At 63.2% G+C, this 25,103-nt stretch carries 27 protein-coding genes and 1 tRNA gene; 7 read left to right on the plus strand and 21 right to left on the minus strand.

Annotation, left to right across the window (positions count from 1 at the left end; all coding sequences use genetic code 11):
* Window positions 1–7: 7 nt before the first annotated feature.
* The gene (kdsA, locus tag ACQ5ID_RS05020; protein ID WP_429911368.1) at window positions 8–871 is read right to left on the minus strand and encodes a 3-deoxy-8-phosphooctulonate synthase; all 864 of its coding nucleotides are present in this window, start codon (window positions 869–871) and stop codon (window positions 8–10) included.
* Between the two features lie 122 nt (window positions 872–993).
* Here kdsA and ACQ5ID_RS05025 point away from each other — a divergent pair, with 122 nt between their 5' ends.
* Genes ACQ5ID_RS05025 through ACQ5ID_RS05040 form a run of 4 tightly spaced genes read left to right on the plus strand, consistent with a single transcriptional unit; the run spans window position 994 to window position 5,915 of the window.
* Window positions 994–2,448: a cryptochrome/photolyase family protein gene (locus ACQ5ID_RS05025; protein WP_429911369.1), complete on the plus strand. Its 1,455-nt coding sequence runs from the start codon at window positions 994–996 to the stop codon at window positions 2,446–2,448.
* Complete coding sequence (locus tag ACQ5ID_RS05030; RefSeq protein ID WP_429911370.1) at window positions 2,445–3,815, plus strand: NAD(P)/FAD-dependent oxidoreductase; 1,371 nt, start codon at window positions 2,445–2,447, stop codon at window positions 3,813–3,815. The genes ACQ5ID_RS05025 and ACQ5ID_RS05030 overlap by 4 nt, the downstream gene beginning before the upstream one ends.
* Window positions 3,815–4,606 (plus strand): DUF1365 domain-containing protein, encoded by a 792-nt coding sequence (locus tag ACQ5ID_RS05035; protein ID WP_429911371.1) that lies wholly within the window; start codon window positions 3,815–3,817, stop codon window positions 4,604–4,606. The genes ACQ5ID_RS05030 and ACQ5ID_RS05035 overlap by 1 nt, the downstream gene beginning before the upstream one ends.
* Before the next feature lie 58 nt (window positions 4,607–4,664).
* Window positions 4,665–5,915 carry a class I SAM-dependent methyltransferase gene (locus ACQ5ID_RS05040; RefSeq protein WP_429911372.1) on the plus strand — a complete coding sequence of 417 codons (1,251 nt, stop codon included), beginning with the start codon at window positions 4,665–4,667 and terminating at the stop codon, window positions 5,913–5,915.
* Here ACQ5ID_RS05040 and ACQ5ID_RS05045 read toward each other — a convergent pair.
* From ACQ5ID_RS05045 to ACQ5ID_RS05060, 4 genes are read right to left on the minus strand one after another with little or no spacing between them, the layout of a single operon-like run.
* A complete protein-coding gene (locus ACQ5ID_RS05045) occupies window positions 5,912–6,700 on the minus strand; it encodes an SDR family NAD(P)-dependent oxidoreductase (RefSeq protein WP_429911373.1) in 789 nt (262 codons plus the stop codon). The genes ACQ5ID_RS05040 and ACQ5ID_RS05045 overlap by 4 nt on opposite strands.
* On the minus strand, window positions 6,697–8,247 hold the full coding sequence (locus ACQ5ID_RS05050; protein WP_429911374.1) for a cryptochrome/photolyase family protein: 1,551 nt from the start codon (window positions 8,245–8,247) through the stop codon (window positions 6,697–6,699). Before ACQ5ID_RS05050 ends, ACQ5ID_RS05045 begins: the two co-directional genes overlap by 4 nt.
* Entirely contained in the window at window positions 8,247–8,927 is a 681-nt protein-coding gene (locus ACQ5ID_RS05055; protein WP_429911375.1) for a DUF6134 family protein, read from the minus strand. Before ACQ5ID_RS05055 ends, ACQ5ID_RS05050 begins: the two co-directional genes overlap by 1 nt.
* Window positions 8,928–8,976: 49 nt before the next feature.
* Window positions 8,977–9,642, minus strand: coding sequence for a cupin domain-containing protein (locus ACQ5ID_RS05060; protein WP_429911376.1), 666 nt, complete (start codon window positions 9,640–9,642; stop codon window positions 8,977–8,979).
* A 112-nt stretch (window positions 9,643–9,754) separates the two neighbouring features.
* Between ACQ5ID_RS05060 and ACQ5ID_RS05065 the strand changes: the two genes are divergently transcribed.
* Window positions 9,755–10,768: a cysteine synthase A gene (locus tag ACQ5ID_RS05065; RefSeq protein WP_429911377.1), complete on the plus strand. Its 1,014-nt coding sequence runs from the start codon at window positions 9,755–9,757 to the stop codon at window positions 10,766–10,768.
* Here ACQ5ID_RS05065 and ACQ5ID_RS05070 read toward each other — a convergent pair.
* Entirely contained in the window at window positions 10,765–11,826 is a 1,062-nt protein-coding gene (locus ACQ5ID_RS05070) for an amino acid ABC transporter substrate-binding protein (RefSeq protein ID WP_429911378.1), read from the minus strand. The genes ACQ5ID_RS05065 and ACQ5ID_RS05070 overlap by 4 nt on opposite strands.
* 63 nt (window positions 11,827–11,889) lie before the next feature.
* Between ACQ5ID_RS05070 and metC the strand changes: the two genes are divergently transcribed.
* Complete coding sequence (gene metC / locus ACQ5ID_RS05075; RefSeq protein WP_429911379.1) at window positions 11,890–13,032, plus strand: cystathionine beta-lyase; 1,143 nt, start codon at window positions 11,890–11,892, stop codon at window positions 13,030–13,032.
* Between the two features lie 13 nt (window positions 13,033–13,045).
* On the opposite strand, the gene ACQ5ID_RS05080 is transcribed toward metC, so the two are convergent.
* The 6 genes from ACQ5ID_RS05080 to ACQ5ID_RS05105 form a co-directional block, all read right to left on the minus strand.
* A tRNA-Pro gene (locus ACQ5ID_RS05080) sits at window positions 13,046–13,122 on the minus strand.
* 93 nt (window positions 13,123–13,215) lie between these two features.
* Window positions 13,216–13,662 (minus strand): MerR family transcriptional regulator, encoded by a 447-nt coding sequence (locus tag ACQ5ID_RS05085; protein WP_429911380.1) that lies wholly within the window; start codon window positions 13,660–13,662, stop codon window positions 13,216–13,218.
* Between the two features lie 12 nt (window positions 13,663–13,674).
* Window positions 13,675–13,977 (minus strand): integration host factor subunit alpha, encoded by a 303-nt coding sequence (locus ACQ5ID_RS05090; RefSeq protein ID WP_382435963.1) that lies wholly within the window; start codon window positions 13,975–13,977, stop codon window positions 13,675–13,677.
* 81 nt (window positions 13,978–14,058) lie between these two features.
* Window positions 14,059–15,021, minus strand: a complete 963-nt coding sequence (locus tag ACQ5ID_RS05095) for a beta-ketoacyl-ACP synthase III (RefSeq protein ID WP_429911381.1) — start codon at window positions 15,019–15,021, stop codon at window positions 14,059–14,061.
* Window positions 15,018–16,094 carry a phosphate acyltransferase PlsX gene (gene plsX / locus ACQ5ID_RS05100; RefSeq protein ID WP_429911382.1) on the minus strand — a complete coding sequence of 359 codons (1,077 nt, stop codon included), beginning with the start codon at window positions 16,092–16,094 and terminating at the stop codon, window positions 15,018–15,020. Before plsX ends, ACQ5ID_RS05095 begins: the two co-directional genes overlap by 4 nt.
* A gap of 116 nt (window positions 16,095–16,210) precedes the next feature.
* Window positions 16,211–16,750 carry a ubiquinol-cytochrome C chaperone family protein gene (locus ACQ5ID_RS05105; RefSeq protein ID WP_429911383.1) on the minus strand — a complete coding sequence of 180 codons (540 nt, stop codon included), beginning with the start codon at window positions 16,748–16,750 and terminating at the stop codon, window positions 16,211–16,213.
* Between the two features lie 121 nt (window positions 16,751–16,871).
* On the opposite strand from ACQ5ID_RS05105, the gene ACQ5ID_RS05110 reads away from it, so the two are divergent.
* Window positions 16,872–17,375, plus strand: a complete 504-nt coding sequence (locus tag ACQ5ID_RS05110; RefSeq protein ID WP_429911384.1) for an outer membrane protein assembly factor BamE — start codon at window positions 16,872–16,874, stop codon at window positions 17,373–17,375.
* Between the two features lie 82 nt (window positions 17,376–17,457).
* Here the strand turns inward: ACQ5ID_RS05110 and ACQ5ID_RS05115 are convergent, their stop codons facing one another.
* The 9 genes from ACQ5ID_RS05115 to nrdR form a co-directional block, all read right to left on the minus strand.
* The gene (locus ACQ5ID_RS05115; protein WP_429911385.1) at window positions 17,458–19,629 is read right to left on the minus strand and encodes a sodium-translocating pyrophosphatase; all 2,172 of its coding nucleotides are present in this window, start codon (window positions 19,627–19,629) and stop codon (window positions 17,458–17,460) included.
* A 145-nt stretch (window positions 19,630–19,774) separates the two neighbouring features.
* Complete coding sequence (locus tag ACQ5ID_RS05120; RefSeq protein WP_429911386.1) at window positions 19,775–20,257, minus strand: hypothetical protein; 483 nt, start codon at window positions 20,255–20,257, stop codon at window positions 19,775–19,777.
* Between the two features lie 24 nt (window positions 20,258–20,281).
* Window positions 20,282–21,265, minus strand: coding sequence for a thiamine-phosphate kinase (thiL, locus tag ACQ5ID_RS05125; RefSeq protein WP_429911387.1), 984 nt, complete (start codon window positions 21,263–21,265; stop codon window positions 20,282–20,284).
* Window positions 21,265–21,750 (minus strand): transcription antitermination factor NusB, encoded by a 486-nt coding sequence (gene nusB, locus ACQ5ID_RS05130; RefSeq protein WP_429911388.1) that lies wholly within the window; start codon window positions 21,748–21,750, stop codon window positions 21,265–21,267. Before nusB ends, thiL begins: the two co-directional genes overlap by 1 nt.
* Window positions 21,751–22,188: a 6,7-dimethyl-8-ribityllumazine synthase gene (locus tag ACQ5ID_RS05135; RefSeq protein WP_382435968.1), complete on the minus strand. Its 438-nt coding sequence runs from the start codon at window positions 22,186–22,188 to the stop codon at window positions 21,751–21,753.
* 16 nt (window positions 22,189–22,204) lie between these two features.
* Window positions 22,205–23,329 (minus strand): 3,4-dihydroxy-2-butanone-4-phosphate synthase, encoded by a 1,125-nt coding sequence (gene ribB, locus ACQ5ID_RS05140; RefSeq protein WP_429911389.1) that lies wholly within the window; start codon window positions 23,327–23,329, stop codon window positions 22,205–22,207.
* The gene (locus tag ACQ5ID_RS05145) at window positions 23,329–23,946 is read right to left on the minus strand and encodes a riboflavin synthase (protein WP_429911390.1); all 618 of its coding nucleotides are present in this window, start codon (window positions 23,944–23,946) and stop codon (window positions 23,329–23,331) included. Before ACQ5ID_RS05145 ends, ribB begins: the two co-directional genes overlap by 1 nt.
* Window positions 23,947–23,951: 5 nt before the next feature.
* Entirely contained in the window at window positions 23,952–24,617 is a 666-nt protein-coding gene (locus tag ACQ5ID_RS05150) for a RibD family protein (protein WP_429911391.1), read from the minus strand.
* Complete coding sequence (gene nrdR, locus ACQ5ID_RS05155) at window positions 24,617–25,099, minus strand: transcriptional regulator NrdR (RefSeq protein ID WP_429911392.1); 483 nt, start codon at window positions 25,097–25,099, stop codon at window positions 24,617–24,619. The genes ACQ5ID_RS05150 and nrdR overlap by 1 nt, the downstream gene beginning before the upstream one ends.
* Window positions 25,100–25,103 lie beyond the last annotated feature (4 nt).

A 25,103-nucleotide genomic window follows, 5' to 3' on the forward strand; every position in this document is an offset into this window, starting at 1 on the left:
GGCGGGCCTAAAGCGCCATTACGGGGTTAGCCTTGGCCATGCGGTCAAACTCCAGCAGATCGCCCGCAATCGCCTCAAAATGCTTCAGCGGGATCATGTTCGGCCCGTCTGACGGCGCATTATCCGGGTCGGGGTGGGTTTCCATGAACACCGCCGCAACACCAAGGGAGACCGCCGCGCGCGCCAGATATGGCACGAACTCGCGCTGGCCGCCGGACGAAGCACCCTGCCCGCCGGGTTGTTGCACCGAATGCGTCGCATCGAAAACAACAGGGCAGCCGATACTGGCCATGATCGGCAGCGCGCGCATGTCGGAGACCAGCGTGTTATAGCCAAAGCTCGCCCCGCGTTCGCAGGCAAACACATTCGGATTGCCCGCGCCGGTGATCTTGGCGACGACATTCTTCATGTCCCACGGCGCGAGGAACTGGCCCTTCTTCACATTGATCGCCTTGCCGGTCTGCGCCGCAGCGACCAGCAGGTCGGTCTGACGGGACAGGAAGGCGGGTATCTGCAGCACATCGACCGCCTGGGCGGCGATGGCGCACTGTTCGGCGGTGTGGATGTCGGTGAGGACCGGAAGGCCGGTCGTCTCGCGGATTTCAGCAAAGATCGGCAGTGAGTCTTCAAGCCCGATGCCCCGCTGGGCGCTGGCGCTGGTGCGGTTGGCCTTGTCAAACGAGGTCTTGTAGATGATCTGGCAGCCCAGCCGCTCGCCGATCTCTTTCAGCATGGCGGACACTTCCAGCCCGTGCTGGCGGCTTTCCAGCTGGCAAGGCCCGGCAATGAAGGTCAGCGGACGGGTATTGCCGATCTCGAACGCGGGATGCGTGCCGCGAGCCAGCGTCACAACGGAATTGGGAGCGGTCATGGGCGGTCTGTCTTTCCTTGTCAGGTGCAGCGCGATCAGATTTCGCTGATCCGCGCCCCGGTTGGCCTCGTAATAGCTGACATAGGTATTCCCGTCATCCTTGCACTGCGGCTTTCATTATCGTGTCCACCTCAACTCATTCTGCTGGTTCTCCCGTCATCTGCTGGTTGCGTCAGGACCTGCGCATCGCCGACAATCCGGCATTGCTGGCGGCGGCGAACTCCGGCGCGCCGCTGATCTGCCTCTACGTGCTCGATGACCAGACGCCCGGCAAATGGGCCAGAGGCGGTGCGTCGCGCTGGTGGCTGCACCACAGCCTTGCCGCGCTTGATGCCAGCCTGCAACGCCTTGGCACGCGCCTGATCCTGCGCCGGGGCGATGCCTTCGATATTGTCACCGGCCTTGCCAGCGAGCTGAACGCGCAAGCCGTATTCTGGAACCGCTGCTACGAACCCTTCGCCCGCCAGCGCGATGCCCGGATCAAGGCGCATCTGAAAGACGGCGGATGCGCGGTGGAGACGTTCAACGCCTCCCTGCTTGTTGAGCCGTGGCACGTAACGACAAAGGATGGCGGGCCCTACCGCGTCTACTCGCCCTATTTCCGGGCGCTGGCCCCGCATTGTGACGATATCGCCCCCCTGCCTGCCCCTTCTTCTGTCACCGACGGTTCGCAGGGCGTTCACTCTGATGCGCTTTCCAGCTGGTCATTGCTCCCGTCCTCTCCCGATTGGGCCACAGGGTTCGGCCCCGTCTGGACACCCGGCGAGGATGGCGCGCGGGCCAGGCTCGAAACTTTCTGCGAGGATGCGGCGCGAGACTATGCCGATACCCGCAATCTGCCGGGAACCGACGGCACATCGCGCCTGTCGCCCCATTTGCATTTCGGTGAAATCTCCCCGCGCCAGATCTGGCATCACGCGGTCGGCCACGTGCATGCCGGAAAGGGCCGTGAGACGTTCCTGAAGGAAATCGGCTGGCGCGAGTTCTCCTATAACCTCCTCTATCATTTCGATGATCTGCCCGAATCCAATTATCAGCGCAAATTCAATGGCTTTCCGTGGAATTTTGATGAATCGGTTTTCCAAAAATGGACGCGCGGACAGACCGGCTATCCGGTCGTTGATGCGGGCATGCGCCAGCTCTGGCAGACAGGCTGGATGCACAACCGCGTCCGCATGATCGTCGCCTCCTTCCTGACCAAACATCTCCTGATCGACTGGCGCCGGGGCGAGGAATGGTTCTGGGATACGCTGGTGGACGCAGACCTCGCCAATAACGCCGCCAGCTGGCAGTGGGTGGCCGGATCAGGCGCGGACGCCGCGCCCTATTTCCGCATTTTCAATCCGGTGACTCAGGGAAAGAAGTTCGACGAATCCGGGAGCTATGTCCGCGAATGGGTGCCGGAGCTGGCGAACCTGCCGGACAAATATATCCATGCGCCCTGGACGGCTCCGGCCGATATTCTGGCGCGCGCCGGAATAACGCTTGGCCGTGACTACCCCAAACCGATAGTGGACCACGCCAGAGCCCGCGAACGCGCACTGGCCGCCTTCTCCAGCCTCAAGGATGCTGCATGAGCTCGACTGACCCGATATTGAACCGGCACGCCCGCATTGCGGTGATTGGTGCCGGTGTGGCTGGTCTGGGCGCGGCCTGGGCGCTGCGTGGCCTGCATCAGGTTGTGCTCTACGAGAAGGATGGCCGTCTTGGCGGTCACGCCAACACCGTCCACGTCGATCACGCGGGACAGGAAACACCGGTCGATACCGGCTTCATCGTGTTCAACCGCCTCAACTACCCCAATCTGACCGCGCTGTTTGTCCATCTGGGCATTGAGACTCACCGCACCGATATGAGCTTCGGGTTCAGCCTGGGCGGACGGTGTGAGTGGTCCTCCAACGGGCTTGGCGGGCTGTTCGCGCAACCTTCCAACCTGCTGCGGCCCTCCTTCATCGGCATGCTGCGCGATGTCTTGCGCTTCAACGCGCAGGCCGTGCGTGATCTTGAAGGTGGCGCGCTGACGGGGCTATCGCTTGGCCAGTATCTCGATCTGTACGAGTTCAGCACCGCCTTCCGGGAACAATACCTCCTGCCCATGGGTGCCGCGATCTGGTCAGCCAGCGAAAGCGACATGGCCGCCTACCCGGCAGAAGCCTTTGTGCGGTTCTTCAAAAACCACCGCCTGGTCAACGCGAAACGTCCCAAATGGGAAACTGTCGCCGGCGGCAGCCAGACCTATGTCGACGCATTGTGGCGCGACATGGAGGCGTCCGGCGTGCAGCGCCGCTCCGGGGCGGTCAGCGTCACCCGGCTGCGCACGGGTGGGGTACGGATTGTGGACGCTGATGGCCATGCAGAGCGCTACGACGAGGTGATCCTTGCCTGCCACTCCAGCGAAGCGCTGGCACTTCTCACCGATGCGGACGCCGATGAGCGCGAAATGCTGGGCGCGATCCCCTACGCACCCAACATGGCGGTGCTCCACCGCGATGAGAGCTTTCTGCCCCGCCGCAAGGGCGCGCGGGCGGCATGGTGCTATATGCGCGATGACAATACCGGCGCTGCTGCAGTGACTTACGACATGAACCGTCTGCAGCATATCAATCCGGCGCAGCCATTGCTGGTGACGCTGAACCCGTCGCGTGAGCCCGACCCGGCCAAAGTGCTGGGCCGGTATAGCTACGACCACCCTCAATTCACGCCTGCCGGTCTGGCGGCGCAGCGCATATTCAATCGCGTTCAGGGCGTGCGCCATACATGGTTTGCCGGCGCGTGGCTGGGATATGGCTTCCACGAGGACGGGCTGCGCTCCGGCCTGCGGGTTGCCTTGCGCCTTGGCGGCGCGATTCCGTGGGCATTTGCCGATGGCGACGTAAATGGCGGAGAATGGGGTGAGCGGCCGGGCATCGCCCTGCCGAACGTTCACGCCCTACCCGCGGAGTGATGATGACGCCGCCTGCCCGGCTTTTCCTCGGACACACCGTACACGAGCGCACCCAGCCCTTCGTGCATCGCTTCCGCTATGCCATCGCCATGATGATGCTGGACCTTGACCAGCTGGAGGCGGCGGGGCGGCTGTCGCGCCTGTTCTCGGTCGAGCGCTTCAACCTGTTCAGCTTCCGTCAGCGCGACCACGGCCCACGGGACGGCTCCTCTTTGAAGGAGTGGGCGCTGGCACGGCTTGCTGCGGCGGGCGTCGATACCGCCGTGTCGCGCGTGCGCCTTTTATGTTCGCCGCGCGTGCTGGGTTATGTCTTCAACCCGATCTCGCTCTATCTCGCTGACGATGCGGACGGAAACACGCTCGCGGTGATCTATCAGGTCCACAACACGTTCGGCGACGCCCACGCCTATGTCGCGCCACTGGCGGGCAGCGTGCCGGAGAAACACAGCGCGCAGAAGCGCTTCCATGTCTCGCCCTTCTTCCCGGTATCAGGGCGCTACGATTTCACTCTGCGCGATGGCGATGACCAGCTCTCGCTCGTGATCCACAAGGTCGAGGACGCAGGCAAGGATTTCCTCGCAACCATGCAGCTGGAGGCGCGAAGCGTATCGTCAGGAAGCTTGCTCAAACTCTTTGCCACCCAGCCTTTTTCGACGCTGAAGACCATCTCCGCCATCCACTGGGAGGCGGTGCGGCTTTTCCTCAGGGGCGCGCGCTATCACCGCCGCCCCGAGCCCCCGGCAGACGATACAATTATCGAGCGGTCGGATGCATCCAACGAGATAGTTTGAGCGTAATCCCTAATAGGCGTAGAATTTGGACCGGCAGTCAGCCGGAAGGTATCTCCGAATGACCGATGCAGCACTTTCCAGTTTTGACCCCTCGCGCCCGCTTCAGGCCTGCCGGGACACGATTGCCCGGCTGCAGGGCGTACCCCGCCTGTTCAAGGCGGGCCTTACCCTGCTTTTGAAGTTCGGCACCGGATCTCTCACCGTCGTGCTGCCTGATGGCCGCAGCCTGCGCTTTCAGGGCAAGGAGCCGGGTGCCGATGCCGTGATGGAGGTGCGCGATTACGCCATGGTCCGCCGCGTGTTTGCCGGCGGTGATGTGGGCTTTGCCGAATCCTACATGGCGGGCCAATGGACGACGCCGGACCTTGCTAAAGTGCTGGAAGTATTCTCCGCAAACCTCGATAAAATCAACAATATCGAGAAAGGCGCCCCCCTCACCCGTATGGCGCACTGGGTCTGGCATCGCCTGCGCGCCAACACCAAGGCTCAGGCGCGCAAGAATATCGAAGCGCACTACGATCTCGGCAATGCCTTCTATGAGCTGTGGCTCGACCCGTCCATGACCTATTCGGCCGCGCGCTTTACCGCGCCGGATCTGGGGCTGGAGGCCGCGCAGAAGAAAAAATACGCCAGCCTGGCCCGCCTAATCGGGCTGGAGCCCGGCATGCATGTGCTGGAGATTGGCTGCGGCTGGGGCGGGTTCGCCGAATATGCCGCTGGTGAGATCGGCGCGCGTGTGACCTGCCTCACCCTCTCGCCCTCCCAGCGCGAATACGCCCTGGAGCGTATGGAGCGCGCGGGTCTGTCAGACAAGGTGGAAATCAAACTGCAGGACTATCGCGACGAAACCGGCAGCTATGATTGCGTCGCCTCCATCGAGATGTTCGAGGCGGTCGGCGAGGAATACTGGCCGTCCTATTTCGCCAAGGTGCGCGAATGTCTGAAACCCGGCGGCAAGGCCGGCTTGCAGATCATCACGATCCGCGACGATCTGTTTGACAGCTACCGCAAGCGCGCGGACTTCATCCAGCGCTACATCTTCCCCGGCGGCATCTTGCCAAGCGTTGAGCGCCTGAATGGCGAGTTCGCCAAGGCAGAACTGAACCCCGTTACGGCCGAGATGTTCGGCGTGGACTATGCCGACACGCTGGCCCACTGGATGGAACGCTTTCAGGCTGCCTGGCCGCAGATCGAGCCGATGGGCTTTGATCTGCGCTTCCGGCGCATGTGGGAGTTCTATCTGGCCTATTGCGAGGCGGGCTTCCGCACCGGCCGCATTGATGTCGGCCAGTTCGTGCTGGAGCGTTAAACCGGCTTGTCCCAGCCGGTCTGTTTCCTCACCAGCCCCAGAGACCAGCTGTATGGCAGCGCATAGATGGCTTTCAGCGCCCAAGTGAAGCGGCGCGGGAAGGTGATTTCAAAGCGCTTGCTCGTCAGGCCCGTCGCGATGCGTTTAGCCGCCGTCTCCGCACTGACCATGAAGGGTTTGGGGAAGGCATTATCGTCCTGTGCGGGCGTTTCCACAAAGCCCGGCGTGATGACCTGACACAGCACGCCATAGCGGTGCAGCTCGATGCGCAGGCACGCCGCCATATTGACCAGCGCCGCCTTGCTGGCCCCATAGGCGGATGAGGTCGGCATGCCGCCGAAGGATGTCGCGGAGGAGACGACGGCGATCTGCCCTGCCCGCCGCTCCGTCATGCGCGGGGTCAGCGCGCACAGGCATGCCGCCGTGCCCGACAGATTCACATCGAACGTCTTTTTGTAGTCCTCAAAAGACGGGTTCTCGGCGTTGATGGAGAGGTAAATGCCCGCGTTCAGGACAGCGAGCGCAATCGGCCCGTGTGCCGCTTCGATGGTCTTCACGGCGTCTTCCACGCCCTCGGCATCGGTCAGATCAACAGCGTGCGCGATGATACGGCCCTTGCCGGAATGCCCCGCAGCGATCGTCTCCAGTTTCTCCGCGCTTCTGGCAGAAATCACCACCGTCCAGCCCTGGCCAGCCAGACGTTTCGCCAGCGCCGCGCCAATGCCTGAACTGCCGCCCGTTACCCAGGCGATACCGTCTGACGGTTTCATGGCGCGCGGTGTCATGAGGCTTTCCTTTGTGTCCAGGCGATGCCAATGGATTCGAAGAAGCGGTCGGCGTCTTCGCGTATTGCCTCGCGGCGCTCATCGCTGAACCGGTTGAGATTTGAGAGGATAGGTCCGAGACGGCGATTGCCCTTCAGCCTCGCCTCATTCTCCAGCATGAAATTCCAGTAGAGATAGTTGAACGGGCAGGCTTTTTCGCCGGTCTTGGCTTTCACGTCATAGCGGCAGCCTGCGCAATGATCGCTCGTCCGGTCGATATAGGCGCCGCTCGCTGCATAGGGCTTGGTCGCCATGACGCCGCCATCAGCATAAAGCGCCATGCCGTGCGTGTTGGGTGCTTCCACCCACTCATAGGCATCGGCATAGACCGCCAGATACCATTCATTGACAGCCTTGGGATCAATACCGGCCAGAAGCGCGAAATTGCCCGTCACCATCAGGCGCTGGATATGGTGGGCGTAGGCGTGCTTGCGCGTGGTGTTCACCACATCGGCGATGCACGCCATGTCCGTCTCGGCCGTCCAGTAGAAGTCTGGCAAGGGCCGGTGCGCATTCAGCGCATTGCGCTCCAGATATTCCGGCATGAAGTGCCAGTAGATACCGCGCACATATTCGCGCCAGCCAAGGATCTGCCGGATGAAGCCCTCAACCGCGTTCAGCGGCGCCTTGCTGTCCTGCCAGGCCCTCTCCGCCTTGCGGCAGACCTCCAGAGGGTCCAGCAGGCCGCAATTGAGGTAGAGCGACAGGATGGAGTGAAAGAGGAACGCCTCTCCATCCTTCAGAGCATCCTGATAATCACCGAAATCTGGCAGGGCGTGCTCGATGAACCAGTCCAGCTGTTCCAGCGCGCCTTCGCGCGTCACCGCATAGCCAAAGGGCTCGATATCACCGAACCCGTCCGGGAAGCGCTCTTCGATGAGGGTCATCACCTCCCGGGTTATCCCGTCCGGTTCGACCCATGCGCGGCGGGGCAGTCTGGTATCCGCCGGCAGCGCCTTGCGGTTCTGCGCATCATAATTCCACTGCCCGCCTTCGGGCTGGTCTCCATCCATCAGCAGGCCGGTCTCCCGGCGCATCTCGCGGTAGAAATACTCCATGGTCAGGCGCTGCTTGCCGCTGGCCCAGCGGGCGAAACGCTCATGCGGGCAGATGAAGCGGTCATCGGCGCGCATCTCAACTGGCACATCGAACCCGTCCGGCCATTCGCGCATGATCTCCATCAGCCGGTACTCGCCCGGCTCTGTGTGTACGATGCGCTGCAGGCCCTGCTCATCCCCCAGCGCGCGTGCCACCTCGCCTTCAAGGCTATGGGAGTTGTTTGGGTCATCAAGGCGCACATAGCGCACCTTCAGCCCCTCCTCTCGAAGGCTCTGCGCAAAATGGCGCATGGCGGAGAACAGGAAGGCGATTTTCTTGCGATGATGCGGGACGTATGACGCCTCGTCATTGACCTCGGCCATCAGGATCAGATCGTCAGGCTGCGCGCCCCGCAAGGCAGACAGCTCGCGCGTCAGCTGATCGCCAAGAACAAGCCGCAAAGTGCGCATCAGGCAGCCGGATTAGCCTGCCGGACATAGCGGATGCGCTGGCCGCGCGCCTCGAACTCGCACCCCGCCCAGAAGCCGTTCTCATCATACCAGAGATCGACGGTGAGCGTGCCTTCCAGCCGGATGCGGCGTGCCTGAATGGTCCCGCCATCGGCCTCGATCTGGTCCATCCCCATATCGGTGATGGTTACCTCCATCACATCGCCATGCTCGGTATTGAGTATCCGGCGCAGATCCTCCTCATAGCCGCGCCAGTGCGAGGACGGGATGATATCGCGCGGCAGCTCTTCGGTATGGCGTTCGCCCTCGGGAAGGACACCCTCGCTGACGATGCCGGAGCCATTGCGCGCCGCCGCAACCGGGAAGCGGTCGCCATCTTTGAGGGTCTCGCCCTCCAGCGCGACCAGCTGTCCGCCGCGCCAGCGCTCCACCGAGTCATGCTCGTAGCGGAACACGGTCAGCGGGCCGACACCGGCGCGCAGACGCACTGAAATCTCGGCGACCAGCTCCTCTCCGCTACGCGAGAACCGGACCTCGTGGGTGCCGAAACTGGAATTACCGCGATAGACGTTGAACTGGATTGTCTCGCCGCCGCGCGGATCGGCGGGAATGGCGCCATGCGCCGCAGGCGCTGCGATGGCCAGAGCCATGACACTGGCAAGAATTGCTAGCGGTTTCATCACGCATACTCCCGGAATCTGAAAAAGCGCAGTTACACGGCCCGGCCGATCAGTTCAGGCGGCGCATGGGGCGGGCTAGCCGGTCTATCCAGCCATAGAGAGGATTGACCGGCTTCCATTCGCCCATGCTCACTGTCAGGCATATACAGGCGACATTGCCCTGCACGGCTGGACGGTGGCGCATGCCAGGTGCCGCGCTGCAAAGATCACCCGCCCGGTACAACGCGTGACCATCGTGAAAAGCTCCCGTCAGAACGAGGGTCAGCTCTTCGCCGCCATGATCGTGTGGCGGGATGCCGCCACCGGGCTTAAGCAGGACCAGGCTGGCTTCGGCGGTCTCGTCACTGACGGCGTCCAGAACAATCTCCTGCACACCCCCAAGACGGCGCGACCAGTTCAGCCCGCCACTGGCCGAGCGCTCGATATAGGGGCTTAAGGCCCGTGGAAGACCGGTAGAGGGATCAAGGACCTGATCGTCGTCCGGTGCGCCGGCCGCCGGCTCTTCAGCCCGCGCCAGCACCGCGTCGAGGGCATTGGCAGGCATGGATGCTGGGTGAAGCCCGGCCAGCAGCCCGCCAAAGCCCGTTTCGGCGGCGCGGACATAAGCGCTGGCTTGAGGGTTCAGCGCCGCCTGACATTCCGCCAGAAGGCGTATGGCGGCGGGGCCTGTACCAGCGGCATAATCGAACAGATGCGCGTCTTCTCTGGCAGGCACGGGGCAAAGCTCCATCTGGTGTTTCGGAAATCTATACGCGGTGGCCCCTTGACCGGATCAGCCAGACCGCTAGCCAGAACGCAGACGTCTGATTTCAAGAAGAGGCCAAGCCATGACAGCCCGCCACCCTGCCCGCTCTGTTATCGACCTGATCGGCAACACGCCGCTGGTCCGCCTGAACGCTGCCAGTGATGCGACGGGCTGCGAAATCCTTGGCAAGGCCGAATTTCTCAACCCCGGTGGCTCGGTGAAGGACCGCGCGGCGCTCGGCATTGTCCGCGCTGCCGAAAAAAGCGGTGCGCTGAAACCCGGCGGCACCATTGTCGAAGGCACGGCCGGCAATACCGGTATCGGGCTGGCCATGGTCGCCTCGGCGCTGGGATACCGCACGGTGATCGTCTTTCCGCGTACCCAGTCGAAGGAAAAGCGCGACGCGATCCTGCTGGCGGGGGCAGAGCTGATCGAGGTCGATGCCGTCCCTTACGCCAATCCCAATCACTATGCGCGCTATTCCGGTACGCTGGCCGAAGAGCTGAACGCCAGCGAGCCCAACGGCGCCATCTGGGCCAACCAGTTCGATAATGTCGCGAACCGCCAGGCCCATTTCGACACGACGGGCCCGGAAATCTGGGAGCAGACCGGCGGCAAGATTGACGGCTTCGTGGCCGCTGTCGGTTCCGGCGGAACGCTGGCCGGCGTCGGCATGTACCTCAAATCCAAGAGCGACAAGGTGCAGATTGCGCTGGCAGACCCCGGCGGCGCGGCGCTCTACGGCTATTACGCCCATGGCGAGCTGAAAGCCGAAGGCAATTCCATCACCGAAGGCATCGGCCAGAGCCGCATCACCGCCAATCTGGAAGGCGCGCCGGTCGATCACGCCTTCCGCATTCCCGATGAGGAAGCGCTGGAAATCCTCTACGCGCTGATCCAGCACGAGGGGCTGTGCCTTGGCGGTTCGGCGGGCATCAATATTGCCGGCGCGATCCGCCTCGCCCGAAAGCTGGGGCCGGGCCACACCATCGTGACAATCCTGTGCGATCACGGCGCGCGCTATCAGTCCAAGCTCTACAACCCGGAATTCCTGAAAGAAAAGGGCCTGCCGGTGCCGCCCTGGGTGAAGAATTAGCGGAAAGGCGGGGCGTACATCAGCCCGCCCTCATTCCACTGGCTGTTCAGGCCCCGGCGCAAATTCAGGCCGGAAGCGGTGCCCAGATTGCGTTCAAACAACTCGCCATAATTGCCGCCTGCTTCAATCGCGCGCAGAGCGAACTCCGCGTCCAGGAACAGGCCCTCGGCGACCGGCCCTTCCGCGCCCAGCAGGCGGCGCACCTCGGCATTGGCAGAGCTTTGCGCCAGTTCGGCAGCATTCGCCGAGGTGACGCCGTATTCCTCTGCTGCAACCAGCGCATGGAGCACCCAGCGCACGGCATCGGCGAACTTCTGGTCGCGTGAGGCGACGACGGCGCTCAGAGGCTCCTTGGAGATCACATCGGGCAGGATCAGGTGCGCGTCCGGTTCGGACAGCGTCATGCGCATGCCGGCAAGGCCCGACAGATCATTGCTCAGCGCGTCGCACTGGCCCCGCCCATAGGCGGTGATCCCGGCGCGCACCGTTGCCACCTCGACAAGCTGGAAGGTCAGATCATGGCTTTGCGCATAGTCGGAGAGGTTAAGCGCCGTGGTCGTATCGCGCAGGACGCAGATACGCGCGCCGTCCAGCTCCCGTGCGCTGGTGATGGCCAGATCACGCGGCACCAGGAAGCCCTGCCCGTCATAATAGTAGATGCCGGCAAACGAGAAATTCTCCTGCGCATCGCGCGTCAGCGTCCAGGTCGTGTTGCGAAGGAGAATGTCCACCTCGCCCTCACCAAGCGCGTCGAGGCGCGCCTGGGTCGTCAGAGGCACCAGCTGAACCCGGTCAGGACTGCCAAGGAAAGCGGCCGCATAGGCCCGGCACAGATCAACCTCGAACCCGCTCCACTCACCCTCTTCGTCTTGCCTGGCAAAGCCCTGAAGGCCCGTATCGACGCCGCATCGCAGCGTGCCGCGCTCCCTTAGCTCATACATCTGCGTGCCAAGTTCGGCGGTCTGGCTCTGCGATACGGTGAAGCCCAGCGCAAACGCCGTCGCAGCGCGCGCGAGGCGGCGCGGCATGAGAAAGTCGAAGAAAGCTGTTGGCGTCATGGTGCGGTCCGCCCTAAAGGCTGACAGACTATGGGTTTAGCGAAGAGGAGCGTCGGCGTCGATATGAAACGCGATACGCGCATCATCCATTCAGGGCGCAGCGATGAGGGTGATGGCCTCGTCAATCCGGCAATCAAGCGCGCGTCCACCGTGCTGGCTCCTTCCACGTCAGAGCTCTATGAACCCACAGGCTCGCGGCGGCATTATGGCCGTGGCGGCATCGCTCCCAACAAGGAGCTTCGTGACGCGATTCGCGGTCTTTATGATGCGGACCACTGCGCGCTGGTCCCGTCCGGTCTGGCGTCTGTCGTGCTGGCCATCCGCACAGCCCTCAAAGGTCCGGGCGTGGCACTCCTCAGCGATGGCGTGTACGGGCCGGTGCGCCGCTTCTGCGACGAGGAACTGCCCCGCCTGGGCGTGAAGCCGGTCTATTACGATCCCCGGATCGGGGCTGGCATTGCTTCGCTCATTACATCAGATACCGCCCTTATCGCACTGGAATCGCCCAGCTCTCTGACGCTGGAGCTGCAGGATGTTCCCGCCATCGCCAGCGCAGCCAGGGCCGCCGGCGTGCCGACCGTGATTGATGATACGTGGACGGCGGGTGTGCTGATGAACCCGCTGGAGATGGGGATCGACTATGCCGCGCAGGCCCTGACCAAATATGTCGGCGGGCATTCTGATTTCCTGATGGGCGCGGTGACGGCCAGAGGCGACGCGGCCAAGCGGCTCGCTGATCGCGAGAAGCTCTATGGCCTGCATGTCTCGCCCGACGATGCCTTCCTTGCGCTGCGGGGGCTTCGCACCCTGCCCCTGCGGCTGGAACGCGCGGAGGCGGCGTCGCTGGAAATCGCCCGGCGGCTGGAGGCGCACCCGAAGGTCAGCCGTGTCCTGCACCCGGCTTTGCCCTCACACCCGGATCACGCGCTTTACGCCCGTGATTTCTCCGGCGCAGCCGGATGCTTCTCCTTCGTGCTGAAAGGCGTCAGCGCGCGCGAAGGTGAGGCCATCGTCGACAGCCTCAAACTCTTCGGCATCGGGTTTTCCTGGGGCGGGTATGAAAGCCTTGCCTTGTCTTGCGACCGGCAGATCAAGCGCACTGCCGTGCCGTGGAAGGCCGAAGGCGCGCTGCTTCGCCTGTCCATCGGGCTGGAAGATATCGACGATCTCTGGGCCGATCTGGAGCAGGCGCTGGCCAGCATCTGACTAAACGGAAAAATGGTCGGAGCGGCGGGATTCGAACCCACGACCCCTTGTCCCCCAGACAAGTGCGCTACCGGGCTGCGCTACGCTCCGACTCTTCATTCGCCTTCGCAAGGGGTGTGGAGCGAAGGAGCGGTCTTATAGGCTGGCGATTACGGCGTTGGCAACACAGCTTTCCAGCCCTGCCTAGCCACGTGCAGCCAGCGCGGAATCGAGACGGGATTTGGCCCGTTCCACCTTCGCAAGGACGGCCTGTAGGGCAGAGACCGATCCTGTGCCTGCGGACGCGCTGTTTCCCGCCTCGGCGGCCGGTGCAGCTGGGCCTTCGCCAGCACTGTCAGGCAGCGGCGTCGCCACCTCGCCGCCCTCGGCAAGCGCGGCCACTTCGGCCACGCCATGATCGCGCAGGTATTTCTGCACGCCCTTGATGGTGTAGCCTTCGGCGTAAAGCAGGCGACGCAGGCCCTTGAGCAGCGCGATATCCTGCGGCCGGTAGAGCCTGCGCCCGCCCTTGTGCTTGACGGGTTTGAGCTGGGCGAACTTGGTTTCCCAGAACCGCAATACGTGGGTCGGCAGGTCTACCTCGGCGGCAGCCTCCGAGATGGTGCGGTATGCGTCAGCGGACTTGGCCATGCCTGCCCTTGTCTATTTCGACAGCGCGGTGTCGATACGCTCTTTGAGCACTTGTGATGGTTTGAACACCAGCACGCGGCGCGGGTCGATCGGCACTTCCTCGCCGGTCTTGGGATTGCGCCCTACCCGGCCATTCTTGTCGCGCAGCTGGAACGAGCCAAAGGATGACAGCTTGACCGTCTCTCCCTTGACCAGCGTGTCGGAAATCATGTCGAGCACCGCCTCTACCAGCTGCGCCGATTCCTGGCGCGAGACGCCAACGTCCCGGTGGATCGCATCAGCCAGATCTGCGCGGGTAAGTGTCTTGCCCGTCATTGGAAACTCCCCCGATTGAAATCGATAACAAACGTTATGCCCTAGCGGGCGCACCGGTCAACGTTAACCATACGTTTACGGTCAATATCTTGCTAAGGCCGCGCCCCAGGTGAAGCCGCCACCCAGCGCCTCCATGAGCACCAGATCGCCGCGCTTGATCCGGCCATCTTTCACCGCCGTGTCAAAGGCCAGCGGAATGGACGCAGCAGACGTGTTGCCATGCTGCCCGACCGTGGAGATGACTTTCTCCACCGGAATGGACAGGCGCTTGGCCACACCTTCCAGAATACGCTGATTGGCCTGGTGGGGCACGAACCAGTCAATCTCGCTGATCGGGATGCCCGCCAGCTCAGAGAGCTCCTCCATCGAACCGGCAATCTTGCCGACCGCGTGGCGGAAAACCTGATTGCCCTGCATGCGCAGATGGCCAACGGTTTTGGTGCGCGACGGCCCGCCATCAACATAAAGAAGGTCGCAGAACTGCCCGTCAGAGCGCAGATGCGTCCTGATCAGCCCCTCTCCTTCTGTCGCCGAAGAGAGCACCATCGCCCCTGCCCCGTCGCCGAAGAGCACGCATGTGGTCCGGTCGGTCCAGTCGAGAATACGCGAGAATGTCTCGGCCCCGATAACCAGCGCGTTCTTTGCCTGCCCGGCCTTGATGAAATTGTCGGCAGTGGCCAGCGCATAGAGGAAACCCGAACATACCGCCTGAACGTCGAACGCGGCGCCGTGACGTATGCCCAGCTTCTCCTGCACCATCGTGGCCGTGGCGGGAAAGGTCAGGTCCGGCGTGGCGGTCGCCAGCACGATCAGGTCGATCTCACCGGCGTCCATGCCCGCATGAGCGAGCGCTGCACGCGATGCGTTGGTGGCCAGATCGGAGGTGAACTCTCCCTCGGCGGCAATATGGCGCTGGCTGATGCCGGTGCGTTCGCGAATCCACTCATCGCTCGTGTCCACGAAACTCGACATCTCGGCATTGAGCATTACCCGCTCTGGCAGGTAGGTGCCGATACCGGCGACACGGGATCTGATTGCGGTCACGCGGTCTCCTGTTGCCCCTCGGGCGTTTGTGCCACTGCGAGACGGAGCTGCGCCGCCTCAAGCAATGCCAGGTTCTGCTCTATCTCATTCAAGAAGGCGCTGTCGGCCATTTCCAGCGCGATACGCAGTGCGGTGGCAAATCCGGCTGCATTTGTGCCGCCATGGCTTTTGACCACCACGCCATTGAGGCCCAGAAACACGCCGCCATTGACGTTGTTCGGGTCCATTCTCGCCCGCAGCTGGTCCAGCGCACCCAGCTGCAACAGGCTGGCAGCGACTTTGGCGATGATGGAGCTGGTCAGTGCCTCACGCATCCAGCCGGCCACCAGCCGGGCCGTGCCTTCGGCGGTCTTAAGGGCAACATTGCCGGTAAATCCGTCTGTCACCACGACATCGGTTGTCCCAAGCGAGATGTCGTCGCCTTCGACATAGCCGCGATAGTTCATGTCCAGGCCGGCCGCGCGGATCAGGGCGTCGGCGTCGCGTACGACATCATTACCCTTGAGTTCTTCCTGACCGACATTGAGCAGGCCCACGCTGGGGCGGGTTTCACGGTGGACGGCGCGGTGAAACGCCTCGCCCATGATCGCAAATTCCACCAGCTGGGCGGGCGTACACTCCACGTTGGCGCCAACATCAAGAACAGTGGAGAAGCCTTTCGGCACCGGCCAGCTGGCCGCAATGGCCGGGCGATGCACGCCCGCCTTCATGCGCAGGCATACTTTCGAGATTGCCATCAGGGCACCGGTATTACCGGCCGAAACCGCCACTTGCGCATCGCCATCACGCACGGCCTGGACCGCGTTCCACATCGACGAGCCGCGCGAGCGGCGAACCGCTTCTGACGGCTTGGCTGACATATCAACCTGGCTGTCGCTATGGCGTATCTCGGCGACCGCAGCGACCTCCGGGTGCGCGTCGATCAGCGGCCGCAATTGCGCTTCGTCACCATGGAACAGAAGGCGCACTTTTCTGCGCCGCCCTTTCAGGAAGACTGCCGCGCCGTCAACGACTATGCCCGGCGCGTGATCGCCGCCCATGGCATCAAGAGAAAGTACCAGCTCTGAATTCATAAAGGGATCCGGAAACGTAAATCCTGTCCCACCCCGGTTCCACGAACGGTCCCAGCCGGAGCGAAGGCCCGCAACTTACCGATTGACCGGGCTGATGCAACATCCCGGCTCGGCTGTCAGGCCGCGGCCAGCGTCCCCAGCCGCCCCTCAAGCAGTTCATCAGCAGGCATGGCCCTGATCTGCCGGTCGGCGTTGAAAGCATGCTGTGCCAGCGCTGTGGCGTCATTCTCGTGCTCTGGTGCATCGTCGAAGAGATTGCGTAGCAGCGCGGCGCGCATCTGTGCCTCGTCTCCGGCTTTCAGTGCCGCATCATAGGCCGCGGCCCGGCCATAGAACGCCTCGGCCATGACCTTGATCTTCTTGCCGACGCTCATGTCACCAATGCCCATTTCGCGCAAAGCGGCGTCCATATCGTCAAACAGGCGGCCAAACAGTGCCTGCGCCAGCTTCTGGCCCTGCTCGCCCTCCTCGCGCAGCCGGCGCATCACCAGGGCTGCGTGCAGGACGATCATGTCAAACCGGCCGTCCACAGTGTCGGGTACGCTGTGCTGCGCGTAGAGATGGGGGCGGCGCGCCTCGGTCAGAACGGCGTCATACAGCTGTCTGGCACGTGCCTTCACCGGGTCGGGGCGGAACAGATTCAGTGGAAAACGCATTTGGCACTCCCTGACGGCGGCACTAGACGCTAGGATGCGCGACAGGTAGGTCAAAAGGATCACGCGCGCCAGTAGGCGTGTGGACGCACCTGCAGGTGAGGCGACGGAGGCCAGAACGCGAATGAACCGCAAATCCATGCAAATGCTGACTGTCGCCGGCGTGACGCTCGGCGCGATGGTTCTCACAGCCTGCAACCCGACACTGCGCACGCACGGCTATCGCTATACCGATGGCGAGGTGCCGGAGATTCTGGTGGGGCATGACAGTGAGGCGACGCTGCTGGCGACGCTGGGCAGCCCGTCCGTGCGCGGCACGTTTGAAGAGAATACCTGGTATTACATCACCGATACGCGCGAATATCTCGCCTATCTGCGCCCGAACACGCTGGCCCGCCGCGTCATTGCCGTGCGCTTTGATGATGATGGTGTTGTCGCCGAGGTGAATGAGTACGACGCATCCAATTCCCGGCAGGTGAACTATGTGTCGCGGACCACGCCGACACGTGGACGCGAGCTTACCCTGCTCGAACAGGTGCTCGGCAATGTGGGCCGGCTGCCCACCGACCAGATTGCCGGTCAGGACAATTTGCCCGGTGGCGCGGGCGGTCCCCGGCGCAACGACTAGCGCTTTTTCTTAAAAGCACGCGCGAGACAAAAAAGCCCCGGCAGCGATGCCGGGGCTTTTCCGTGTTGTCACCTGTTACCGGTCAGGCAGCACTTGCCAGAACGGCGAGGAGCAGCAACGCCACGATATTGGTGATCTTGATCATCGGGTTCACGGCAGGGCCTGCCGTGTCCTTGTAGGGATCACCTACCGTATCGCCGGTCACGGCAGCCTTGTGGGCTTCAGAGCCCTTGCCGCCATGATTGCCGTCTTCGATATACTTCTTGGCATTGTCCCAGGCACCACCGCCCGAGGTCATCGAGATGGCCACGAACAGGCCCGTCACGATCACACCGAGAAGCATGGCGCCCACAGCCGCCAGCGCATGCGCCTTGCCCGCTTCGTTGAAGCCAAGCTCAGCCCCGCCAACGAACCAGATCACGAAGAACAGCACGATCGGCGACAACACCGGAAGCAGTGACGGCACGATCATCTCGCGGATAGCGGCCTTGGTGAGCATGTCCACCGCACGGCCGTAATCGGGCTTGGTCTCGAAGGTCATAATGCCCGGATTTTCGCGGAACTGGCGGCGCACCTCGTGCACCACCGCTTCGGCTGCCCGGCCAACGGCCATCATCGACATGCCGCCAAACAGGAAGGGCAGAAGACCGCCGAAGAAGAGGCCCACCACCACGTACGGGTTGGACAGGGCGAAATCGACCGCCACACCGGCGAAGAACGGATACTCGGCCGGGTTCTGCGCAAAGTAGCTCAGATCCTCTGTGAAGGCGGCAAACAGCACCAGCGCACCAAGACCCGCCGAACCGATGGCATAGCCCTTGGTGACGGCCTTGGTGGTGTTACCCACGGCGTCCAGCGTATCGGTGGTTTCACGCACTGAAGCGTCCAGATCGGCCATCTCTGCGATACCGCCCGCATTGTCGGTCACCGGACCGAACGCATCGAGCGCCACCACCATGCCAGCCAGCGCCAGCATCGTCGTCACCGCAATGGCGATGCCAAACAGGCCCGCCAGATTGAAGGTGACCAGAATGCCGACAATGATCGTCAGCGCGGGCAGAGCGGTGGACTCAAGCGACACCGCCAGACCCTGGATCACATTCGTGCCGTGACCGGACTCAGACGCCTTGGCGACCGATTTCACCGGGCGGAAATCGACGCCGGTATAGTATTCGGTGATCCACACGATCGCGCCGGTGACCAGCAGGCCCGCCACGCCGCACAGGAACAGGTCCAGCCCGTTGAATGTGACACCGCCTGCCGTCGTGATGTCGGTCTCAAAGCCGATCAGCGACCAGGTCACGACGCCTACGCCGACAAGGGCGAGAACCGCCGAGGCGATGAAGCCCTTGTAGAGGGCGCCCATCACATTGCGCGAGCCTTTGGACAGGCGCACGAAATACGTGGCGATGATGGAGGCGATGATGCACACGCCGCCAATGGCGAGCGGGTAGATCATCATGGTGTCGACACCGATATCGCCTGTCAGACCCCGGAAGAAGATCGAGGCGAGCACCATCGTCGCCACAACCGTCACCGCGTAGGTCTCGAACAGGTCGGCGGCCATGCCGGCGCAGTCACCGACATTATCGCCGACATTGTCCGCGATGGTGGCCGCGTTGCGGGGATCATCCTCGGGGATGCCTGCTTCGACCTTGCCGACCATGTCACCGCCGACATCGGCACCCTTGGTGAAGATACCGCCGCCAAGACGGGCGAAGATCGAAATGAGGGAAGCACCAAAGCCGAGCGCGACGAGCGAATCGATCACTGTGCGGCTGACCGGCTCAAAGCCCATCACGCTGGTGAGCAGGAAGTAGTAGACCACCACTGACAGCAGGGCGAGGCCCGCCACGAGCATGCCTGTTACCGCCCCGGACTTGAACGCCATGTCGAGGCCCTTATCCAGCCCCGTACGCGACGCCTCTGTCGTGCGCACATTGGCGCGCACAGAGACCAGCATGCCGATAAAGCCGGCAGCGCCCGACAAGATGGCCCCGATCAGGAAGCCGACGGCCACCTGCCAGCCCAGCAGGAAGAAGACCACCACACAAACCACCGCGCCGACAATGGCGATGGTTGTGTATTGGCGCTTCAGATAGGCGTTTGCGCCTTCCTGGATCGCCTTGGCGATTTCCTGCATGCGTTCATTGCCCGCACTGGCGGACAGAATGGAGCGGACGGTTACCGCGCCATAGATCAGGGCCAGTATACCGGCCCCGATGACCAGCCATAGCCACAGCTCAATGCTCATAATTGGTTTCCCCGTTGTGTTTCTTGTTTTTAAGGGGGAATGGCCGCGTGACCGGCAGGCGCAACGAATCGCGCTGCCTGCAGCCCCTCCCATTGACGGGCGGACTATGCCCAATGGGGTGGAGCGGCGCAATCAGTGTTAAGGATCAGCGATGCCGGCGCTGCAGCCGCATGCCTGCGACTAGAGGCTCAAGCTCGGTCACCACACCGGCCCCAAGGCGGGCCGTGAGGGCGCGTTCCCAGTGTGTGTAGGTCTCGCCGGTTGCAAAATCATCGCGTGAAACCAGCGTAAACGGATGCGCGTGCCCCAGAGCAACCAGATCGTGCATCACGAAGTGAAGCTGCGCGCGGATTTCCGGGATGCGGGCCTCATCGTCCAGATGCAGACGGATATTCAGGAACGAATACCCGGCAAGGCGTCCGTTCTCCACCAGCGGGACCGTGACGGACGGCAGGTCAAGATGCGGCGTGTCGGGAGGCGCGAGCCGCTCGCCCGCCTGCGTCGCCAGATCGCGCAGATCATTCGGCACCACAAGCGCGGACGTGTCGCCCGGCACAGATGGCGGCGCGGCCAGTGCACACGGCACCAGCAGCACAATTGACAGGAAGGCAGCTGCGAAGCGATTCATGCGGCGAGCTTATCTGCCCACCTGTCAAAAATGGGTGAATCCGCCCGCCCCGTACTCCACCGGTGCACCGCCTGAAAACACCTGCACCGTATCGCCAGGGGCAAACACGCCCACGACCGTTGCGCCGAGACCGGCCTTGCGCAGCTCTGCCACGAACGTGTCGACCCGCGCCGGGGAAACCGCGCAGGCCAGCTCGTAATCATCACCAAAGCTGGCGAGTGCCAGACGCGCAGCCTGCGTGTCATCCTGATTTGCCAGCCAGTGGCGCGCGGCGTCCGACAGCGGCAGCGCATCAAGATCAATCTCAAGCGACAGCCCGCTGGCCGCTGCCAGATGGCGGCTGTCGGCAATCAGACCGTCACTGATATCGATGGCCGCATCCGCATGGGCGTGGAGGGCATCTGCCAGCGCGAGGCGCGGAACCGGCAGTTCCAGCCGTTCGAGCAGGTATGCCCGGTCCTCAGGCGAAGGACTGAATTCCTTCTTCGCGATCTTCAGCCCCAGATACGCATCACCAATCGTGCCGGATACTACCAGACAATCGCCCGGTTTCGCGCCGGAGCGGGTCATGGCTTTGCCCGCAGGCACCTCGCCAAACGCGGTAACAGAGATCACCCACGGGCCATCCGCCGAAGTCGTGTCGCCGCCGATCAGGGCCACATCGAAGATTTCCTGATCGGCCGCCAGCCCGTCAGCGAACCCGTTGCGCAGCGCGTCTGTAGCGCTGATCGGCCAGACCACACTCGTCATGTAACCGATTGGCCGCGCGCCCATGGCGGCCAGATCAGATAGGTTCACGCGCAGGGCCTTGCGTGCCACCAATGCCGGGTCTGTGCCTTCAGGAAAATGGCGCCCTTCCACCAGCGTATCGGCGGTAATGACCAGTTCCCGGCCCGCACGAACGGTCAGAACGGCAGCATCATCTGCAAGTCCAAGCGCCCCCTTGAAGCCGGCAGCCAGAGGGGCGAGGCGGTTCTTGATAAATCCGAACTCGCCCTTCCCGGTCATCAGCTTTCCGGCGCTGCGTCTGCTGCCGGACGGGCGGCTCTGGCAAAAGCGTCCAGCGACGCATTGATGAAGGCAGGCTCCGGGCCTTCAAAGAAGGCGTGCGCGATGTCGACATACTCGTTGATGACCACGCGGGTCGGCACGTCGGTCCGGCGCAGCAGCTCATAGCCCCCTGCCCGCAGGATCGCACGCACCGTGGCGTCGAGGCGGGACAGCTTCCAGCCTTCCTTCAGCGTGGAGGCCGTCATCTTGTCGACCTCGTCCTGCGCCTGCACGACACCGGACAGCAGGTCTTCAAAGAAGTCCTCATCCGCCTCGATATACTCGCCCGGCTCACCATCATGGCCAAAGCGATGATCGCGGAACTGCTTGACCACGGTGCGCGCGCCGGTGCCGGACAGCTCCATCTGGTAGAGCGCCTGCACGGCCGACAGGCGCGCGGAGCGGCGAAGACGTGCACGCTGGTCTGACGGCGTCTCGCTCATCTAGCGCGACCCGAAACGCTGTGCGGTCGCGATCATGGCAAGGGCCGCCTCCGCAGCGTCCTTGCCCTTGTTCTTTTCGCTGACATGCGCCCGCACGCGCGCCTGGCGGATATTCTCGACGGTGAGGATGCCATAGCCGAGCGGTACACCCTTCAGGGACAGATCCATCAGGCCGCGCGCCGACTCGCCGCACACATAGTCATAATGGCTGGTCTCGCCGCGGATCACGCAGCCCAGCGCCACATAGCCGTCATAGGGCTGCTTGCCCGCTTCGGCCATGGCGATCACGCCGGGGATTTCGAATGCACCGGGCACTTCGATGATCTCGAAGCCTGCACCTGCTTCGGTCAGGGCGGCTGTCGCCCCTTCGACGAGCTGTTCGGTGATGTCCTCATAGAAGGGAGCAGCAATGATGAGCAGTTTCGGTTTTGCAGCCATGCTGGCTTCCTTCTCGTTATTCTGATCTGGTCAGCGCCTGCTGACCGGCAATTTCCAGCCCGTACCCGTCCAGCGCAACAATGGTTTGCGGCGCGGTGGTGAGCAATTCCATGCGGCGTATGCCCAGATCAATAAGGATCTGCGCACCCAGCCCGTATTCGCGCAAACGCCGCGCCTCGCGCGTATCAGGCGGATCCGACGGGCTGGCGCCAAAGCGCTCGGTGATGGCTGAGGGGTTGGTCTCGCGGATGAACACCATCACGGCGGCTCCCTCATGGGCCGCAAGGCTCGCAACGGCTTCTTCGACCAGCCCTGCCCGGCCGCCCAGAGCGCCCAGCACATCATCGGCAAAGCTGACCTTGTGCATACGCACCAGCGGCACATCGCCGGACCGGATATCACCCTTCACAAGCGCTACGTGTTCCACCGCGTCCACCAGCGAGCGGTAGACGATCAATTTGAACGGCCCGCCATGGCGTGTCTCCACGCTCGTTTCCAGCCGCCGCTCGATAAAGCGGTCATGCTGGCGGCGATAGGCGATCAGGTCCGCGATCGTACCGATCTTGAGATTGTGGGCGGCGGCAAATTCGACCAGCTCCGGCAGGCGGGCCATCGTCCCGTCCTCATTCATGATCTCGCAGATCACGCCGGACGGGTTGGCACCGGCCAGACGGGCGACATCGACCGCTGCCTCGGTATGGCCAGCGCGCACCAGCACACCACCATCGCGCGCCGTGATCGGAAAGATATGGCCCGGACTGACGATATCTTCAGGGCCGGTCGCCGGATCAATGGCCACCGCAACCGTGCGCGCGCGGTCATGGGCGGAGATTCCGGTGGTGATCCCTTCACGCGCCTCGATGGACACGGTGAAAGCCGTGGTGTGCCGCGAGCGGTTGCGCGGCGTCATCGGCTGCAGATGCAGCGCCTCGGCGCGCTCGCGGGTCAGCGTCAGACAGATCAGGCCGCGCCCGTGCTTGGTCATGAAGTTGATGGCATCGGGGGTGGCGAACTGCGCCGGGATGACCAGATCGCCCTCATTCTCGCGGTCCTCGGCATCGACCAGGATGAACATCCGCCCATTGCGGGCTTCCTCGATGATCTCCTCGGCGGAGGCGAGATTGAAACCGTTCGATGACATCAGTGCGCGTCCTTCGGGCCGGCTGCGGCGGCAAGGCGCGCGGCGTAGCGCGCCATGATGTCCACCTCAAGGTTTACCCGCATGCCCGGCTGCAGGCGCGAGAGCGTGGTGACGGCCGCTGTATGGGGAATAATCATCAGGTCGAAGGCGTTACCGGTGACGCCATTGACCGTCAGCGACACACCATCAACTGCAATAGAGCCCTTCTGTGCGATGAAGGGGGCCAGGTCTGCGGGCGCCTCTATTCTCAGCGCCATCCAGCCATCAGTGTCGGTGCGGGTCTTCACGGTGCCAACACCATCGACATGACCCTGGACAATATGCCCCCCGAGCTCGTCCCCCACTTTCAAGGGACGTTCCAGATTCATGGCCGTACCCGGTTTCCAGTCGCCCAGCGTGGTGCGGGCAAGCGTTTCGGGCGAGACCTCAAGCTGGTAGCGCGCGCCGGCCCCGTCCGGTTCGATATGGGTGACGGTCAGGCAGACCCCGTCATGGGCGATGGACGCCCCCAGCACCAGATCATCAGCCGGCCATGGCCCGCGCACCGTGAAACGGCGCACCGGCCCGTCCTCGAGAGCAGCCAGCTCCCCGACGGCGGTGACGATCCCGGTGAACATTGCGGCTAGTTACCTTCGCGCTCGTAGCTTTCGTGCAGATCGCGTCCGATAACGCGAACCGATGTGCGCCGGAATTGGGGTGCGGTGGCCAGATTGCCAAGGCCGAGCGCTGCAAACACGTCCATCCCGTCGCCGCCAATAATCATCGGCGCGCGGAACCATTCCAGCCGATGCACCAGCCCTGCTTTCACGGCAGCGCCCGCCAGCCGCCCACCGGCCTCGATGAGCACACGTGAATGACCGGCCGAGCTGAGATACTGCAAGGCCGCCCTCAGGCTGACATGCCCGTCCGCGCCTTTTTCAACGCGCACCAGGCGTGCGCCCCTGGCGCTAAGGGCCTTGGCGCGGGCTTCATCATCACTGGCATGGAAGATGATGGCAGGCCCTTCCTCGAACAGCTTGGCGCCTGGCAGGATACGCAGGCTGGTATCCAGCACCGCCCGCTCCGGCTGCTCTGCCGCCTTCACCCCGCCCGGCCGCACGGTCAGCCGGGGGTCGTCCGCCAGCACGGTACCAATCCCGGTCAGGATGACATCATAGCGCGAGCGCAGGGCGTGAACGGCGTCGCGTGCCTCCGACCCTGTTATCCATTGCGACTGGCCCGTAGAGGTGGCGATCTTGCCGTCCAGTGACGTCGCGAGCTTCAGCGTTACGTGAACAAACCTCGACATTATGTGTCGTCCTCGCCTTCCCCAAGCTCGTCGCCGAGCTTCTCCCCGCGAATAAACTCTGAAAAGTCGGCCACTTCGCGGAAATCACGATAGACCGACGCGTAGCGCACATAGGCAACCGGATCGAGATTGCGTAAGCCCTCCATCACCAGCTCGCCGATCCGGCGCGAGGGGATATCCGGCTCGCCGCTGCTTTCCAGCCGCCGTACAATACCCGAAATCATCTGCTCCGTGCGCTCCCGGTCAATCGAGCTCTTGCGGGCGGCCAGCAGAACCGAACGCATCAGCTTGTCGCGCTCGAACGGCACGCGCTTGCCGTCCGACTTGATGACCTGCAGGTCACGCAGCTGGACGCGCTCGAATGTCGTGAACCGCGCGCCGCATGAAGGGCATTGGCGGCGGCGGCGGATAGCCTGCCCGTCTTCCGAAGGCCGGGAGTCCTTTACCTGGGTATCAGGATGGGAACAGAACGGGCAGCGCAAGAAC

This window comes from Glycocaulis sp., from assembly GCF_050485565.1.
Taxonomy (GTDB): Bacteria; Pseudomonadota; Alphaproteobacteria; order Caulobacterales; family Maricaulaceae; genus Glycocaulis.

Coding starts and splice junctions, on each gene's coding strand:
- kdsA (WP_429911368.1), bottom strand. CDS start 871: ATGACCGCTCCCAATTCCGTTGTGACGCTGGCTCGCGGCACGCATCCC.
- ACQ5ID_RS05030 (WP_429911370.1), top strand. CDS start 2,445: ATGAGCTCGACTGACCCGATATTGAACCGGCACGCCCGCATTGCGGTG.
- ACQ5ID_RS05035 (WP_429911371.1), top strand. CDS start 3,815: ATGATGACGCCGCCTGCCCGGCTTTTCCTCGGACACACCGTACACGAG.
- ACQ5ID_RS05040 (WP_429911372.1), top strand. CDS start 4,665: ATGACCGATGCAGCACTTTCCAGTTTTGACCCCTCGCGCCCGCTTCAG.
- ACQ5ID_RS05045 (WP_429911373.1), bottom strand. CDS start 6,700: ATGACACCGCGCGCCATGAAACCGTCAGACGGTATCGCCTGGGTAACG.
- ACQ5ID_RS05050 (WP_429911374.1), bottom strand. CDS start 8,247: ATGCGCACTTTGCGGCTTGTTCTTGGCGATCAGCTGACGCGCGAGCTG.
- ACQ5ID_RS05055 (WP_429911375.1), bottom strand. CDS start 8,927: ATGAAACCGCTAGCAATTCTTGCCAGTGTCATGGCTCTGGCCATCGCA.
- ACQ5ID_RS05065 (WP_429911377.1), top strand. CDS start 9,755: ATGACAGCCCGCCACCCTGCCCGCTCTGTTATCGACCTGATCGGCAAC.
- ACQ5ID_RS05070 (WP_429911378.1), bottom strand. CDS start 11,826: ATGACGCCAACAGCTTTCTTCGACTTTCTCATGCCGCGCCGCCTCGCG.
- metC (WP_429911379.1), top strand. CDS start 11,890: ATGAAACGCGATACGCGCATCATCCATTCAGGGCGCAGCGATGAGGGT.
- ACQ5ID_RS05085 (WP_429911380.1), bottom strand. CDS start 13,662: ATGGCCAAGTCCGCTGACGCATACCGCACCATCTCGGAGGCTGCCGCC.
- ACQ5ID_RS05090 (WP_382435963.1), bottom strand. CDS start 13,977: ATGACGGGCAAGACACTTACCCGCGCAGATCTGGCTGATGCGATCCAC.
- plsX (WP_429911382.1), bottom strand. CDS start 16,094: ATGAATTCAGAGCTGGTACTTTCTCTTGATGCCATGGGCGGCGATCAC.
- ACQ5ID_RS05105 (WP_429911383.1), bottom strand. CDS start 16,750: ATGCGTTTTCCACTGAATCTGTTCCGCCCCGACCCGGTGAAGGCACGT.
- ACQ5ID_RS05110 (WP_429911384.1), top strand. CDS start 16,872: ATGAACCGCAAATCCATGCAAATGCTGACTGTCGCCGGCGTGACGCTC.
- ACQ5ID_RS05115 (WP_429911385.1), bottom strand. CDS start 19,629: ATGAGCATTGAGCTGTGGCTATGGCTGGTCATCGGGGCCGGTATACTG.
- ACQ5ID_RS05120 (WP_429911386.1), bottom strand. CDS start 20,257: ATGAATCGCTTCGCAGCTGCCTTCCTGTCAATTGTGCTGCTGGTGCCG.
- thiL (WP_429911387.1), bottom strand. CDS start 21,265: ATGACCGGGAAGGGCGAGTTCGGATTTATCAAGAACCGCCTCGCCCCT.
- nusB (WP_429911388.1), bottom strand. CDS start 21,750: ATGAGCGAGACGCCGTCAGACCAGCGTGCACGTCTTCGCCGCTCCGCG.
- ACQ5ID_RS05135 (WP_382435968.1), bottom strand. CDS start 22,188: ATGGCTGCAAAACCGAAACTGCTCATCATTGCTGCTCCCTTCTATGAG.
- ribB (WP_429911389.1), bottom strand. CDS start 23,329: ATGTCATCGAACGGTTTCAATCTCGCCTCCGCCGAGGAGATCATCGAG.
- ACQ5ID_RS05145 (WP_429911390.1), bottom strand. CDS start 23,946: ATGTTCACCGGGATCGTCACCGCCGTCGGGGAGCTGGCTGCTCTCGAG.
- ACQ5ID_RS05150 (WP_429911391.1), bottom strand. CDS start 24,617: ATGTCGAGGTTTGTTCACGTAACGCTGAAGCTCGCGACGTCACTGGAC.